The organism is Pseudofrankia sp. EUN1h (assembly GCF_001854645.1).
GTDB lineage: Bacteria > Actinomycetota > Actinomycetes > Frankiales > Frankiaceae > Pseudofrankia > Pseudofrankia saprophytica.
The window spans coordinates 1-14,738 of record NZ_MBLN01000051.1 but is presented as its reverse complement, the minus strand read 5'-3'; the positions used below and the strand labels follow the sequence as shown (position 1 = coordinate 14,738).

Below are 14,738 nucleotides of genomic sequence, written 5' to 3'. Positions count from 1 at the left end.
ATGTTCTTCCGTGCCCAGCCGCCTGGCCCCGTCGCCCCGCGTTTGAGGAGGTAAGTGCCAGATGAACATCGACGAGATGATCCTGGTCAGCATCGATGATCATGTGGTCGAGCCGCCGGACATGTTCGACGGCCGTGTGCCGGCGAAGTGGGCGGACCTCGCGCCGCACGTCGAGAAGGGCGAGGACGGCATCGAGCGGTGGATCTACCGCGGCCGCCCGACCGGCGTCTCCGGCCTGAACGCCGTCGTCTCCTGGCCCGCCGAGGAGTGGGACAAGAACCCGGCGAGCTTCGCCGAGATGCGTCCCGGCGCCTACGACATCCACGCCCGCGTCCGCGACATGGACCGCAACGGCATCCTCGCCTCGATGTGCTTCCCGACCTTCACGGGCTTCTCTGCCGGTCATCTCACCCACTACAAGGACGAGATCACCGTCTCGATGATCGAGGCGTACAACGACTGGCACGTCGACGGCTGGGCGGGCGCCTACCCGGGCCGGTTCATCCCGATCGCGCTGGTGCCGACCTGGGACCCGCAGCTGATGGTCAACGAGATCCACCGGGTCGCCGCCCGCGGGGTCAAGGCCGTCACGATGCCCGAGCAGCCCCACCTCGAAGGCCTGCCGAGCTACCACGACATCGACTACTGGGGCCCGGTCTTCAAGGCGATGTCCGACACCGGCCTGGTCTGGTGCCTGCACATCGGCCAGGGCTTCGGCGCCATCAAGGGCGCGCCGGACGCGCCGATCGACAACCTGATCATCCTGGCCTGCCAGATCTCGGCGCTGGCCGCGCAGGACGTCCTGTGGGGCCCGGCGATGCGCTCCTACCCCGACCTGAAGTTCGCGTTCTCCGAGGGCGGCATCGGCTGGATCCCGTTCTACCTGGACCGCTGCGACCGCCATTACACGAACCAGCGCTGGCTGCGCCGGGACTTCGGCGGAAGGCTGCCGAGCGAGGTCTTCCGCGAGCACACGCTGGCCTGCTACGTCACCGACCCGACCACGCTGAAGCTGCGCCACGAGATCGGCATCGACAACATCGCCTGGGAGTGCGACTACCCGCACTCCGACTCGATCTGGCCGACCGCTCCCGAGTTCGTCCTGAACGAGCTGAACAACGCCGGCGCCGACGACGCGGACATCAACAAGATCACCTGGGAGAACGCCTCCCGCTTCTTCAACTGGGACACGTTCGCGCAGATCCCGAAGGAGAAGGCCACGGTCGGCGCTCTGCGCGCGACCGCCACCGACGTGGAGACGGCCATCGTCCCCCGCGCCGAGTGGGCCCGTCGCTACGCCGCGAAGCACGCGGCGGCCGCGTAGCCGGCGCAGCAGTCGACGAGGGGCCCGGGGGCGGCGAAAGCCGCCCCCGGGCCCCTCGTCCGTCTCAGAGAGCGCCGGCGGTCAGCGAGTCGGGTTCGCCGGCACGTTGCCGAACGTTGGCCAGCGCCGCGCTCACCGCGTCCAGCCGGACGGCCTCGAACCGGGCCGCGTCCAACCTGGCTGTGTGGGCCGCATCGGTCAGCGCCGCGGCCGCCGACGCCGCGTTGACCTGGCCGGCCTCGGCCATGGGCGCGTGCGCCCCAGTCGCGTTCACCAGCTCGGACGTACGCCGCCACAGGGCGCGCCGGAACCGGCGGTCGAACACGAGCGGGTTCGGCTGGGCCGGACGGCGGTCGAAGTAGTAGGCGCCGTCGACGAGCCGCGTGCCCTCGACGGTGGCGAGCCACACCAGCGTGTCGGCGGCCTGCTCGGGCGAGCGCAGGAGCGCGCGGAACGGGGAGCGCATGAACGTGCGCACGAACATCGGGCCCTCGGCCCCGAAGTTCGTGCGCACGATGCCCGGATGAAACGACACCGCCCGGACCCCGCCAATTCGTTCGGGCATCTCGGCGGCGAACGCGATGTTCGCCAGCTTTGAGGCGGCATACGCGTCGAGCGCCCGATAGCGGCGGCCGTTGACCATCCGTTCGGGATCGAAACGGGCGAGTCGGCTGCTGCTCATCAGGCTGGCCGTGACGACCACCCGGCCGTCCCACTCGGCGAGGCGCGGCGCGAGCAGCTGGGTCAGGAGAAACGGCGCGAGGTGGTTGACCTGCAGGGTCCACTCGTTGCCGTCCTCGGTGACCGCGCGCCGCGCGCCGCTCATCATCCCGGCGTTGTTCACCAGGACGTCGATGCGTGGCAGGTCGGCCAGCAGCCGCCGGCCCAGCTCGCGCACCTGCGCGAACGAGGAGAAATCCGCGACGTATGCCGTCGCCCCGAGCTCTGCCGCGATCCGCTCGGTGTCCGCCCGCTCGAGTCCGATCAGCGCCAGTCGGTGCCCCTGCCGCGCCAGCTCGCGCGCAGCCGCTGCACCGATACCGCCGTTCGCCCCGGTGACGACGATGACCTTCTGCTGCTTCACAACGCCGACCGTAAAGCGTTGCCCTCCGCCCGGAGCGGCATTGTCACCATGCTGATAAGACATGTCGACCGGCTGACGACCGGTGCCGGCGGCTTCGTGCCGTCCGGCCGGCCGCGGCGCCCCGAGTCGCCGCGGCCGAGGTCGCGATCGGCGGTTCAGGGCCGGCGGCGGTGGACGAGATGGACCAGGCGGGCAAGCTGCCGATAGGGGTCGCGGGAGCCCGCGAGCCATTCGGCGTCGACGACCTCGTCGAGGTCGGCACCGGGGGGCTCGTCGGCCAGGTGGTCGGTGAACGTCCTGATCCCGTACCAGGCGAGCGGTTCGGCGCCCTCGGCGGCGAGCACGGCCCGGACGTGGGACGGGTCGTCGCCGCGGTTGGTCGGGGCCGGGCCGAGCACGACGGGCCCGGGGTGCGTGCCGTCGGTGTCACGGCGCGCCGCCTGGTCATCACGGTCGTGATGGTCGCCGGGCGCCCGGCCGGGGGCGCCGGAATCGCCGGCGCCGGCGTCCGCGAGCTGCTCCAGCACATCGCTCCAGCGCCCCTGCAGGCCGGCGCGCAGCGCCAGGGCAGGGCCGTTCTTGCCGACGACCGAGATCGTGCCGCCCGGCCGGGTCACGTCGACGAGGACGCGCAGGAGCTCCTCCGGCTCCGGGATGAACATGATGACCCCGTGGCAGAGGGCCGCGTCGAAGTCGCGTCCCACCAGGTTGGCCACGTCGAGGCCATCGCCCTGGACGAGCTGGATCCGGTCCCGGACGGCCCGGGGCGCGGCGGCGACGGCGTGGGTGGCCTCGGCCATCATCCGCCGATCCGGTTCGCAGACGGTCACCTCGTAGCCGAGGCTGGCCAGCGCGAGCGCCTGGACGCCGGTCCCGCCGCCGACGTCGACGATGCGGGCGGGGGCGGGCGGCAGATGGGTACGTAGCGCCCGGGTGACGAGACGCTGCCGCACGACTCCGCGCAACGTGGCCGTATGGGCGACATAGTCGTAGTCGGGGACGCCGTCGACCAGGGCGAGAAGCTGGCGGCCGTCGGGCTCGTCGACGGAGCGACGACCGACCTCGACGTCGTCCCCGTCCCCGTGTCCGTTGACGCTGTGTCCGTTGACGCTGTGCCCGTCGACGGTGCCTCCGGCGACGGTGTCGGCATCGCCCGTTCTCGCGACGGTGTCGGTCCGAGAGCTCGTCGCGGCGCGGGCCGGAGCGCGGCCKGGGGTTGGGCGCAGCCGGGCCGGGCCGCCGGCGACCGGGCCGCCGCGAGGCTGCTCGGGAGATGCCTGGTCCAGATCGGGCCGACCATCGTGCAGGTGTCGCCGCATGGCGTTGCGCTCCTTCGTCGTCCGCGTCGTCCCGCGGGCACTCAATGCTGTTTCTCTTCCCCATCCTCAGGTCATTAGTCACGCGAATTACCACAGATGTGTAGATTTTGACAGACAGCGTGCGGCCCGGTCTGTTCGCGCCGATCGCGCCGCGTCGCCCGCCCGTCTCCGTCCCTGGGCGCAGCGGCCGCCGCCGGGCCTCCGCCCGCGGTCGAATCCAGAGATCAGTCCGCGTACCGATGACCGCGAGATCGCCCGGCTGGATTCTTCCGACCATGGAAATCTCACGAACGGCTGAATCGCCCGCGGCCGCCACGACCGAGGCCGCGATAGCCGCCGAAGGGCTGACGAAACGCTACGGCGGGCGTGCCGCGATCGAGGATGTGTCCTTCAGCGTGCGTAGCGGCGCCATCACCGGCTTTTTCGGTMCCAATGGCGCCGGGAAGACCACGGTACTCAAGGTGATCAGTGGACTGGCCAGGGCGAACGCCGGGAAGGTGCTGCTGCACGGCCGGTCGGCGCGCACCGGGGACGCGCGCACGCTGGGGGTCCTCATCGAGCCCTGCGGCGCCCATCCGGGCCGCACGGCCCACGCGCACCTGCGCTCGCTGGCGGCCGTGGCCGGGCTGCCCCGAACGCGGGTGTCCGAGGTGCTCACGCTGGTCGGCCTGGAGCGGGACGCCCGCCGCCCGGTCGGAAAGTACTCGCTCGGTATGCGCCAGCGGCTCGGGCTCGCGGCGGCGCTGCTGGCGGATCCGGACATCCTGATGCTGGACGAACCGACGAACGGGCTGGACCCGCATGGGATCCGGTGGCTGCGGACCCTGCTGCGGGAACGGGCGGACGCCGGCCGCACCGTCCTGCTCTCCAGCCACTCGCTACTCGATGCCGAGCGGCTGGTCGACGACGTCATCGTCATCCACCGGGGACGTGTCGCGCATGAGGGCCCGATCGGTGCCCTCACCGCGCGGGGGTCGTCGCTCGAGGACATTTTCCTTAACCTGACCGGAGCGCGGGACGCATGAACCGGCTGGTCCGCGGTGAGCTGATCAAAATTCTGAGCACGCGCACGGCGCCGGCCTTCGCGGCTGCCTCGGTCGTCCTGACGGCCGCCAACGTCGTGCTCGTCGCTGTTGCCTCGGGGACGCTCGACGAGGTGGGGGAGAAGGAGGAGGCCCTCTCCGGCATGCCGATCCTGTTGCTCCTGCTCGGCGCGGTCGGCGCCGCCGGCGAGTACCGCCACCGCACCGCCGCCCCGGCGGCGCTCGCCTCCGGCGCCTCCCGGGCCCTGCTGCTGCTCGGGCGCGCCGCGGCCTACGCGGTCGCCGGCCTGGCCGTCGGGCTGCTGATGGCGGGGGTGTCGCTCGGCGCGGGCCTGCCGTTGCTGGCCCGGCAGCCCGGGCCCGCGCTGGGCGCCGGTGAGGCGGCCGGTGTCGCGGTGGGACTGCTGGCGTCCTCGGTGCTGGCGGTGCTGATCGGTGTGGCCGTCGGGGCGCTGATCCGCAACCAGGTCCTGGCCGTAGTGGGTGCGCTGGTCCTGACCTTCGTCGTGAACCCGATGATCGATCTCGTCCGGGCGGGCGGGTCGGACTACACGCCGCTCGGCGCGGTCGCGGTGCTGACCCGCATGTCCCACGGGCCGGACCGGATCTCCCTGCTCGCGGCCGCGATCGTCCTGGGCACGTGGACGGTGGGGCTCCTGGCCGCGGCGCTGGCCGGCGAACGTCGCCGCGACCTGGCATGACCGCCGAGGAGGCTGGGCCGCGGCGGAGGCGGGACCACGAGGGGTGGAGCCCCGTCTGGGCACGGGTACGGGCGGCCGTCCTGGCACCGCGCGACGCGCGGGAGGACGGCCCCCGCAACCGGCGCGCGCTGGCCTTCGATCTCCTCGTCGCGGTGGCCGCCACGGTCGCCGAGCTCAGCCTCCTCCTCGACGACGGCCACACCGCGCGCGTGTCGACGGTGCTGCTGGCGGTCGGCTCCGGTGCCCTGCTCACGGCCCGCCGCCGAGCACCGTGGCTGGTGCTTCTCGCGACGCTCGCCCTGGCCGGGACTCTCATGGCCACCGGGGACGCGCCGGCCGGGGTGCCCGTCCTGGTGGCGCTCTACTCGATCGGCGAACGTGACGACTGGCGGCTCGGGCTCGTCGCCTTCGTGCCGACCTCGGTACTGCTCGCGGTGTGGTCCATCGTCTCCGTCCCGGTGACGGCGGGTGCCCTGGCGCTGGGCTGCTACGCGCGGACCCGCCGGCGCTACGTCCGGGCACTCGAGGAACGCGCCCGCCATCTCCAGCGCGAGCGGGACCAGCTCGCCCGGATCGCGGCCCACGAGGAACGCGCGTCGATCGCCCGCGAGCTGCACGACATCGTCGCCCATTCGGTGACCGTGATGCTGCTCGGCGTGCGCGGCGCCCGGGACGTGCTGCGCACCTCACCGGACCGGGCCGACGACACGCTGGCACGGGTCGAGACCAGCGGAGAGCAGAGCCTCACCGAGCTCCGCCGGATGCTGACCGTGCTACGCGCCCCGGGAACGCCCGCCGACTCCCGACCCGCCCCCTGCCTGGGAGACCTGGACGGGCTCGTAGCCGAGTACGGTGCCGCGGGGATCCCCGTCGAGCTGCGGGTGACGGGGGAGCGGCGCCCGCTGCCCGGAGGGCTGGAGCTGTCCGCCTACCGCATCATCGAGGAGGCGCTGACCAACGCCGTGAAGCACGCGCACCCGAGCCAGGTCACGGTCGGACTCGCCTATGGTGACCAAGGCATCGACATCGAGGTGGTCAACGACGGGACGGCCACCGAGCCGATGCGGGCGGCGGCGTTCGGCGCCGCCGCAAACGCCCCCGTGGCCGTCCCCGAAAACGTGCCCGGGAACGCGCCTGGGAACGCGCCCGTGACCGTCGGCCCGGCCGGGCACGGTCTCATCGGGATGCGGGAGCGGGCCGCCGTGCTGGGCGGCGAGCTGGCGTTCGGGCCCCGCCCCGGCGGCGGGTTCCGCGTCGCCGTCCGCCTCCCGGAAACGAGTACCGGATGAGCATCCGCCTGTTGATCGTGGACGACCAGGAGCTGATCCGGATAGGCCTGCGGTTGATTCTCGAGGCCCAGGACGACTTCGAGGTGGTCGGCGAGGCGGCGGATGGCCAGGAGGCGCTCGCACGCGCTCAGGAGCTGCGGCCCGACGTCGTCCTGCTCGACATCCGCATGCCGCGCATGGACGGCGTGGAGACCACCGCCCGCCTGACCGCCGGCGGGCTCACCCCACCGCCGCGGGTGCTCATCCTGACCACCTTCGACCTGGACGAGTACGTGTTCGGCGCGCTGCGCGCGGGCGCGGCCGGGTTCCTGCTCAAGGACGCCTCCCGCGAACGCCTGATCGAGGCGATCCGCGTGCTGAACGCCGGCGACGCGCTGCTGTCGCCCGCCATCACCCGGCGGTTGGTCGAGACGTTCGCCGCGCGCGCTCGGCCGCCCACGCCGCCAACGCCGCCCGGCCTGCTCGACGCCCTGACGCCACGCGAGCGTGAGGTGCTGGTACTGATCGCCCGCGGACTGTCGAACACCGAGATCGCCGGGCGTCTGGTCGTGACCGAGGCGACGGTGAAGAGCCACGTGGGCGCCGTCCTCACCAAGCTCGGTCTGCGCGACCGGGTCCAGGCCGTGGTACTCGCCTACGAGAACGGCGTCGTCGTCGCGGGCGAGCCAGCCTGAGAGGGCCGCCCCGGGTTCGCGGGGTGCCGCCGCTCGGTAGCGTCGGGCGGTGTGGACGGACTCGGGACCTTCGAGGAGCTGATCGAGGAAGGCGCGTCCGTTCCGGTCGAGGGGTGGGACTTCTCCTGGTTCGCGGGGAGGGCCACCGAGGAACGGGCACCGTGGGGCTACGCCGGGACCATCGCCGGGCGGATCGGCGCCGTCGACTCCGTGCTCGAGGTGCAGACCGGGGGCGGCGAGGTGTTCGGCTGGGCGCTGGGCCAGGCCGGCCGGGTGCCGCCGAGGCTGGCCGCGACGGAGTCCTGGCCGCCAAACCGGCGGCTCGCCCGGGACCGGCTGCGCCCCCGCGGGGTCCATGTGGTCGGGGCGGCGGACGACGGCGCCCTGCCGTTCGTCGCCGGATCCTTCGACCTCATCGTGAGCCGGCATCCGGTGGTCACCGGGTGGAGCGAGATCTCCCGGGTGCTGCGGCCCGGGGGAAGCTACCTCTCCCAGCAGATCGGCGCCGGCTCGAACCGCGAGCTCATCGACTTCCTCATGGGTCCCCAGCCGATCGGCGACGCCCGGAGCTCCGACCGGGCCGTCCGGGAGGCCGAGGCGGCCGGGCTCGTCGTGGTCGACCTGCGCCAGGCGGCGCTACGCGCCACCTTCAACGACGTCGGCGCGGTCGTCCACTTCCTGCGCAAGGTCCTCTGGACGATCCCGGGCTTCACCGTCGACCGCTACCGGGACCGACTGTTCGCGCTGCACGAACGGATCCGCCAGGACGGTCCCTTCGTCACCCACGCCCAGCGGTTCCTGGTCGAGGCCCGTCGGCCGGAATGACGGCCCGCGGGCGGCGCGAGGTCGCGAAACTGCGAGGCCGCGAGGCTGCGACGGCCGGTACCGGGGGCGTCCAGGCGTTGTCACCGCCGGAATGGAAATGCAGGCGTGCGGGCGGCTCGAGAAACGCCGGCGGCTTGGGAACATCGCCCGCGCCCTGGGGCTTACCTGATAGGCCGTGAGCCAACGGATACGTCCCGCCACCCGACGCGTCGGCACCGGGAGCCGTGACGGACCGCGTCGGCGTGTGGTGGCTCGGCCCGGACCAGACAACTGGCGCACGGACACGGAGTGCTCGTCCGGCGGCCGGTGCTGCCGACCAAATGAGGAGAGGATCAGCCGGAAATGAACGTCGGCGACCACATCGAGGATCTGTCCGGAGTGGACGAGACGGGCGCGACCCTGCGCCTGGCCGACCTGTTGGCCAAGGGGCCACTGGTGGTCTTCTTCTACCCGGCGGCGATGACCTACGGATGCACCAAGGAGAGCTGCCACTTCCGTGACCTGGCCGATGAGTTCGCCGCCGTCGGCGCCGGCCTCGTCGGAATCAGCGCCGATGACGTCGAGAAGCAGGCGGCCTTCAGCGCGAAGCATTCGTTGGGTTTCCCACTCATCGCCGACACGGACCGGAAGATCGCCGACGCGTTCGGCGTCCGCCGCAAGCGGGGCCCGAACAAGCGCGCCACCTTCGTCCTCGGCGCGGACGGCGTGGTGCTGGCGCGTATCGAGTCCGAGTTCGCCATGAACAAGCATGCGGACGAGGCACTGGAGGCGCTCCGCTCGGCTGCCAAGTAGCCCGGCTGGGAAGTAGCCGGCCTCGAAGTGGCGTCCGCCTCGGCAATGCCCGACGGTTCCGCGAGCCGGGCCACCTGACTCTGGTGGTTCCGGCCCGGCCGCGGGAGCGGTTGACGCGCGTCCTGGCGGTGGGGCCGGCTGCCTGCGGACGACCTCCGGCCTTTCTACTTTTGCCCCACGGCTCCGCTGCTCGGCGCTCGACCGCTCGACCGCTCGACCGCTCGACCGAGGACATTGGGCCGGCGGCGAGGTGACGTCTACCCCTGCCGCGAGTCTCCCGGCGGAGCCTGCGGGAGCTCGGTATCCGTGACCGTCGATGTCGGTCGCGGGTGGTCAACCTCGTCGCGGACGTTATGCAGGTAGTCCTCGAAGGTCGGACGTCGGTCTCCTCGGCGCCCCCAGAGGGCCGCGGCCACGAGCACGATGGGGGCCATGGCGAGATTGAGCGCGCGGCGGCCCAGGCGACGGGCGAGCGCGAGCAGCTCCCTGAGCGCCTGCCAGGGGTGCGCGATGGTCACGGCCGTCACGACAAGGACCGCCCCGCCGCGGCTGATCCCCCCGAAGTCGTCGACGTCGTTCCGTTCGTTCTTTCCAGTCACGGCGTTCTCTCTGGTCACGGCGTTCTCTCCGGTCACGGCGGGAAACTCAGGGCCGGGAAACTCAGGGCGAGGAAGGGCGAGGGTGATCACGGTGCCTTTTCCGCCAGTTCCCACTGTCGTTCCTCCGGCGCGCGCTCCTAGCCCGCCTGCGCGTCCTGGTCCGTTCCCCGGCTCCTACTCTCTCAGTCGCCCTCCTCCGCCGCCCGACCATCGTTCCGCGGAGGTAGTGGCCGCTGCTCGCCCGCCCGGCAGCCGCTCGCCCGCCCGGCTGCCGCTCGATCGGCGGGAGCGAGCGCTGTTCCGGCGGCGGAGGCGCAGGGCGCCGCGGCCAACCCCGCCTGGCCCGGGTTCCGTGCGCTCTGCCTCGCCCCACTCGCGTTCCGCGGAACGCGAAGATCGGCGCATGGTGGAGGCGCAGGGCGCCGCGGCCGACCCCGCCTGGCCCGGGTTCCGTGCGCTCTGCCTCGCCCCACTCGCGTTCCGCGGAACGCGAAGATCGGCGCATGGTGGATCAGAGCCGCTGATGGAAGACCGGCACGCTCGGCCGGGCTTGCTGCCTGTCGCCTCCCGAGAGCCGGCGAAGATCCAGCCGCAGCCGCAGCCGCAGCCGCAGCCGCGGTCGCGGTCGCGGTAGTGGACGCGGTCATGGCGAGCACCTGACGGGGGAGGGCTCGGCGTCCCGAGATTGTCGGAGGCGGGTGGGAGCCTTGGCGTGCGGTTGATCCAGCCCTTGGACCTGGGGGATCTTGATGGCCACTCTCATGATCGATGCGGCGACTGGTCCGGCGACGACTGGTCCGGCGGCCTTTGACGAGGTGACGGTCCAGGCGGGTGATGCGGACTCGGCACCGTTGGAGGTGCTGGAGCGGGAGATCTGCGGATGGGCGGGGCGGATCGCGGCGGCGACGTGTCGGATGTTGCTGCTGCTCGCGGAGTTCGACCGCCGGGGTGGCTGGTCGGGGCTGGGGATGGCGTCGTGCGGGCACTGGCTGGCGTGGCGGTGCGGGCTGAGCGTGCGCACGGCGCAGGAGCACGTGGCGGTCGGGCGCGCGCTGGAGAAGCTGCCGGCGGTGCGGGCGGCGTTCGCGGCGGGACAGCTGTCGTACTCGAAGGTGCGCGCCGTGGCACGGGTCGCTGACGCGGATACGGAGTCGACCTGGCTGGCGCATGCCCTGCACTGCTCGGCGGGGCAGCTGGAACGCCTGGCGTCGCGGTATCACCAGTTGACGGCCGACCCCACCGCGCAGCGGGCGGCGCGGAAGGCGACCTGGAGTACCCGTTCGGATGGCCTGTTTCGGTTGTCAGCGGTGCTGACGGCCCAGGAAGGCGCCCGGCTCGCGGCGGCGATCGACGCGGCTCGGGCCAGCCTGGACGACGTCTCTGCGCCGGCCGGGAGCGAGGCGGCGTTGTCCGATGGAGAAGTGGTGGTCGCGCCGCGCGACCGTCGCGCCGACGCCGACGCGCTGGTGGTCTTGGCGGATGGGTTTCTGCGTCGTCCGGCACCCGGCCTGCTGGACCAGGTACACACGCTGACCGTGCACATCGACGCGGACACCCTGCTCGCCGTGCGCGGGGCGGGCGGGGCGGGCGGGGCGGGCGGCGAGATCGTCGGAACCGGCCCGGAGGCCGCGGACCGGACTGACTCCGCCGGGCATGGGGCTGCCGGGCCGACCGCCGCGGAGCGGGAGATCGACGAGCCGGGGATCGACGAGCCGGGGATCGATGGATTCGTCCTCCTGCCGGCGCCCCGTCTCGACCCGGGTGCCCGGCCTGCCGAGACGCTCGCCGGCGCGGTCGGGCAGGTGGCGCCTCACGCGATCCACACCCGTGCCGGCGGCCGGCTCAGCTGGGACGACTCGCTCTATGTCCTCATGCAGCACCGGCGCCTACCCGACCAACCGCTCGCGGGCGGAAGGGCTGCATGACCACGCCCGATCGGCGCTGGTGGTAGACGTCGGGCCGGCGGTAGACGCCGGGCTTGTCGAGTCGGTATGCCTCAGGCAGCCCGCGGCCGACCTCTTGGCGGGGGCGGCGTGAGCGCCGCCGGGGTTACGGGGTGGGAACGAGCGCGATGTGGTCGCCCAGCGTTCGGCTTTCGGCGCGCAGGGCGCGCAGGATGCGGGCATGCCTGGACGGGTTCAGGTCGCCGGTGGCGAGGACGGAGAGCGAGAGGACCTCGCCCTGGGTGCCCCGGGGTAATGGCAGCGCGTAGCACCAGAGTCCGGCGACCGCCTCACCCTGTTCGAAATGCATGCCGTCACGTACGCCGGTCCGCACCAGGTCACGGAGGTCGGGCCAGTTGGTCGGGGTCCGGGCGGTGAAGCTGGGATACGGCTCGAGTGGCAACGCCCGGCGCCGTTCCACCGGCGGCAGGGCGGCGAGCAGCGCGCGCCCGGCCGCCGTTGCCCAGACGGGGTAGGCGGCGCCCATGCCACCGTCGCCGGGAATGCCGTCGTCGAAGGCGGGAAGCGAGTCGACGCCCCGGCCCGGCGGCACCCGGCTCGCGATGGGCACGGCGTGCGTACCGAGCAACTGGGTGAGCATGACGACCTCGCCGGTGGCGCGCGACATCCGCTCCATCGGCCCCGCGCTCGCCACCTGGAGACGCTCCACCCAGCCGGATGCCATCCGTAGCGAGCGCGGCCCGACCGTGTAGCGCCGCTGCGGCGTGCGGCTGGCGTAGCCGCGGTTGGTCAACGTCGCCAGGAGACGGGACGCGGTCGCCGGATCCGCTCCAATCCGAGCGGCCACGTCCACCACTCGCACCGTGTGCGGCGCGGCCTCGACGAGCAGTTCCAACGCGTTGAAGGCCCGGTCGACCGAGCGCACCCCGTCCATCCGGCTCGAGTGTCCGTCGACGCTCATGGCTCCTTCACATACCGCAGTGGCTGACTTCGACAAGGACGGGTTCCAGCGGATGTTTGTTTCCGACGCGTTACGATTCATTGCACGCACGCAACCCAGGCCGAGAAACCAAGACCTCGCCCGTGCGATCAGGCTCGCACGCCCAAGCGCCCGGCGGTCTCTTTTCGCCGAAAAGAATCAGCGCACCGCCGATGCCGGGATCTCGCTCGCGGGTGGCGTCTCCCGCGCCGACAGCGCCGGGATCACTCGTTCGCCGAACAGCGAGATCGTGTCGAGCATGCGCTGGTGCTCGACCAGACCACCCATGCCCTGAAAGATGATGTACTCGACGCCCGTCGCGTCACGCAGCTTCTCGATCTGTTCGCCCACCTCGTCCGGAGTGCCGACGAGGATGGCGCCGGCGGCGACCATCTGCTCGAGCGTGCGAGGTACCGGGCCCACCTGGCCGGGTAGCCGCCAGGCCTCGAAGAAACCGAACTCGCCGAGCCAGTCGGTAGCGAACACGACGCTCTGCCGCGCCGTCTCCCACGCCTCCTCGTGCGTGGCACCCACGGCCAGCATCCTGCACAGCGCGACCCCGCCGTCGCGGCGGTACTCACCGACGCGGACCTCGCGGCCATGGGTCGCGGCCGCCGCCGCGTAGGCCTCGAACAGGCCGCGGGTCATCCCCGGATCGGTGGCGATCGTGACGATGGTGCTGCCCACCCGGGCCGCCCAGTCGAGGGTGCGTGGGCTCTGCGTCAGGGTGGTGAACAGCGGCGGGTGCGGCGTCTGCAGCGGTTTGGGAACCGTCGCGACCTGGGTGACCTCACCGTCGGTGATCCCGGCGCCGAGCCGCGCCGAGATCGGGTGCGGCCAGGCGAGGCCCGGCGGCGGGACCTGGATGAACGCGCCGGAGTACGACCACAGGTCCCGCGTCCAGGAGCGGTGCATGACCTCGAACCACTCCTCGAAGACCTCCCGGTTGCGCGCCTCGGCCTCGGCCCGGTCGGTGCCGGCGGCGCCGACTCCGTGGTGCTGGGCCAGCGTGCCGACGGACCTGGTCTGATAGCCGCGGCTGAGCCCGATGTCGAGGCGGCCGCCGGTCAGGTGGTCGGCCATCGCGATGTCCTCGGCGAGCCGCAGCGGGTTCCAGTTGGGCAGGACGAGCCCCATCTGGCCGTGGCGCAGCCGTGTGGTGTGCTGCGCCAGATAGACGTTGAGCATCAGCGGGTTCGGGGTCACCTGGTAGCCCTCGACCTCGAAATGGTGTTCGGCGAGCATCAGCGACGTCCAGCCGTACTCGTCCGCGCAGACCGCCTGTTCCCTGAGTTCCGCGATCGCGGTGCCATAGAGCGCGTTGTCGAGTCCGAGAAGACCGGTGCCGAGCTGGTCGCTACGGGCGACGGCCACGGGATAGAACAACGAGAACTGCACGGGAGCCTCCGGGACCGGCAAAGCCAGAGATGCGGGCCGTTTGGCACAGCACGGTCCCGGATTGGTCCCTCACGCCGCAACAGCCTTGTTGCGGTGGGCGCAATATGCCTGTTCGTGGGCTGTCGATGTGGGCGGTGTCATAGCACGCGGATACCCGGCCGGGCGACGCGACCGCCGGGTCTCGTCGCCTGGTCGCCGTCTACCGCGCGATTGGCTCGTCCCACCCACGCCGGCGGACCTCGGGAGCCAGCCCATCGAGTTCTCCGGGCGCGAACCGTCGCTGCTTCATCACCCACCACAACCGGTCGCCGGCGTCGCCCTCCAGCTGGTAGGACCCGTCCGGTAGCAACGCCGCCCAACCACCGTCACCGAAGCCCGTCAACGTGGCGACCAGCAGCCCCGACTCGACGTCCCAGAGCCGTGCGGTGCCGTCGTCCGCGGCGGTGGCGAGGGTGCGTCCGTCCGGAGAGAACGCCACCCCGAGCAGCCAGTCCTGATGACCGGCGATCGTGCGGATCTCCCGGCCGGTGGCCACCTCCCAGAGCCGTGCGACGCCGTCGTCCGCCGCGGTGGCGAGGCTGCCGCCGTCCGGCGTGAACGCCACCGACCAGACGATGCCGCGGTGGCCGCTGAAGGTGCGGGTCTCCTGGCCGGTGGCGAGATCCCAGAGGCGCGCGGTGCCGTCGCTTCCGGCGGTGGCGAGGGCGTTGCCGTCCGGGGAGAACGCCACCGACCAGACGACGCCGCGGTGGCCGGTGAGGGTGCGGGTCTCCCGGCCGGTGGCGACGTCCCACAGGCGGACGGTGC

General features: G+C 72.3%; 14 protein-coding genes. 8 read left to right on the top strand and 6 right to left on the bottom strand.

Translation table 11 applies throughout. From position 1 onward, the window contains the following. Positions 1-61: 61 nt before the first annotated feature. A complete protein-coding gene (locus tag BCD49_RS16680) occupies positions 62-1,324 on the top strand; it encodes an amidohydrolase family protein (protein ID WP_007514244.1) in 1,263 nt (420 codons plus the stop codon). Between the two features lie 64 nt (positions 1,325-1,388). Here BCD49_RS16680 and BCD49_RS16675 read toward each other — a convergent pair whose 3' ends face one another. After that, on the bottom strand, positions 1,389-2,408 hold the full coding sequence (locus BCD49_RS16675; protein WP_063630330.1) for an SDR family NAD(P)-dependent oxidoreductase: 1,020 nt from the start codon (positions 2,406-2,408) through the stop codon (positions 1,389-1,391). 155 nt (positions 2,409-2,563) lie between these two features. Beyond that, positions 2,564-3,727, bottom strand: coding sequence for a methyltransferase domain-containing protein (locus BCD49_RS16670; RefSeq protein WP_007514242.1), 1,164 nt, complete (start codon positions 3,725-3,727; stop codon positions 2,564-2,566). A gap of 275 nt (positions 3,728-4,002) precedes the next feature. Here BCD49_RS16670 and BCD49_RS16665 point away from each other — a divergent pair, with 275 nt between their 5' ends. The 6 genes from BCD49_RS16665 to BCD49_RS16640 all read left to right on the top strand — a co-directional run bounded on the left by BCD49_RS16665 (position 4,003) and on the right by BCD49_RS16640 (position 9,051). Further along, positions 4,003-4,752: an ABC transporter ATP-binding protein gene (locus BCD49_RS16665; RefSeq protein ID WP_071041651.1), complete on the top strand. Its 750-nt coding sequence runs from the start codon at positions 4,003-4,005 to the stop codon at positions 4,750-4,752. Continuing rightward, on the top strand, positions 4,749-5,471 hold the full coding sequence (locus BCD49_RS16660; protein ID WP_007514240.1) for a hypothetical protein: 723 nt from the start codon (positions 4,749-4,751) through the stop codon (positions 5,469-5,471). The genes BCD49_RS16665 and BCD49_RS16660 overlap by 4 nt, the downstream gene beginning before the upstream one ends. Continuing rightward, entirely contained in the window at positions 5,468-6,760 is a 1,293-nt protein-coding gene (locus tag BCD49_RS16655) for a sensor histidine kinase (RefSeq protein ID WP_007514239.1), read from the top strand. The genes BCD49_RS16660 and BCD49_RS16655 overlap by 4 nt, the downstream gene beginning before the upstream one ends. Next, positions 6,757-7,434, top strand: coding sequence for a response regulator (locus tag BCD49_RS16650; RefSeq protein WP_007514238.1), 678 nt, complete (start codon positions 6,757-6,759; stop codon positions 7,432-7,434). Before BCD49_RS16655 ends, BCD49_RS16650 begins: the two co-directional genes overlap by 4 nt. Positions 7,435-7,485: 51 nt before the next feature. Next, positions 7,486-8,259, top strand: a complete 774-nt coding sequence (locus tag BCD49_RS16645; RefSeq protein WP_007514237.1) for a class I SAM-dependent methyltransferase — start codon at positions 7,486-7,488, stop codon at positions 8,257-8,259. 342 nt (positions 8,260-8,601) lie between these two features. Next, entirely contained in the window at positions 8,602-9,051 is a 450-nt protein-coding gene (locus BCD49_RS16640; protein WP_007514236.1) for a peroxiredoxin, read from the top strand. 257 nt (positions 9,052-9,308) lie between these two features. On the opposite strand, the gene BCD49_RS16635 is transcribed toward BCD49_RS16640, so the two are convergent. Beyond that, complete coding sequence (locus BCD49_RS16635; RefSeq protein WP_131803477.1) at positions 9,309-9,650, bottom strand: hypothetical protein; 342 nt, start codon at positions 9,648-9,650, stop codon at positions 9,309-9,311. Positions 9,651-10,399: 749 nt separating this feature from the next. Here BCD49_RS16635 and BCD49_RS40695 point away from each other — a divergent pair. After that, the gene (locus BCD49_RS40695; RefSeq protein ID WP_007514234.1) at positions 10,400-11,575 is read left to right on the top strand and encodes a DUF222 domain-containing protein; all 1,176 of its coding nucleotides are present in this window, start codon (positions 10,400-10,402) and stop codon (positions 11,573-11,575) included. Between the two features lie 124 nt (positions 11,576-11,699). On the opposite strand, the gene BCD49_RS16625 is transcribed toward BCD49_RS40695, so the two are convergent. The 3 genes from BCD49_RS16625 to BCD49_RS16615 all read right to left on the bottom strand — a co-directional run. Beyond that, the gene (locus BCD49_RS16625; protein WP_027141246.1) at positions 11,700-12,515 is read right to left on the bottom strand and encodes an IclR family transcriptional regulator; all 816 of its coding nucleotides are present in this window, start codon (positions 12,513-12,515) and stop codon (positions 11,700-11,702) included. A gap of 177 nt (positions 12,516-12,692) precedes the next feature. After that, positions 12,693-13,931 (bottom strand): LLM class flavin-dependent oxidoreductase, encoded by a 1,239-nt coding sequence (locus tag BCD49_RS16620; protein ID WP_007514232.1) that lies wholly within the window; start codon positions 13,929-13,931, stop codon positions 12,693-12,695. Positions 13,932-14,130: 199 nt separating this feature from the next. Beyond that, positions 14,131-14,738: WD40 repeat domain-containing protein (locus BCD49_RS16615; protein ID WP_131803475.1), on the bottom strand; the 608-nt coding region annotated here is incomplete at its 5' end.

Excerpts from the sequence above, each read along its gene's own strand:
- BCD49_RS16640 (WP_007514236.1), top strand. The coding sequence starts at position 8,602 with ATGAACGTCGGCGACCACATCGAGGATCTGTCCGGAGTGGACGAGACG.
- BCD49_RS16680 (WP_007514244.1), top strand. The coding sequence starts at position 62 with ATGAACATCGACGAGATGATCCTGGTCAGCATCGATGATCATGTGGTC.
- BCD49_RS16650 (WP_007514238.1), top strand. The coding sequence starts at position 6,757 with ATGAGCATCCGCCTGTTGATCGTGGACGACCAGGAGCTGATCCGGATA.
- BCD49_RS40695 (WP_007514234.1), top strand. The coding sequence starts at position 10,400 with ATGGCCACTCTCATGATCGATGCGGCGACTGGTCCGGCGACGACTGGT.
- BCD49_RS16655 (WP_007514239.1), top strand. The coding sequence starts at position 5,468 with ATGACCGCCGAGGAGGCTGGGCCGCGGCGGAGGCGGGACCACGAGGGG.
- BCD49_RS16625 (WP_027141246.1), bottom strand. The coding sequence starts at position 12,515 with ATGAGCGTCGACGGACACTCGAGCCGGATGGACGGGGTGCGCTCGGTC.
- BCD49_RS16660 (WP_007514240.1), top strand. The coding sequence starts at position 4,749 with ATGAACCGGCTGGTCCGCGGTGAGCTGATCAAAATTCTGAGCACGCGC.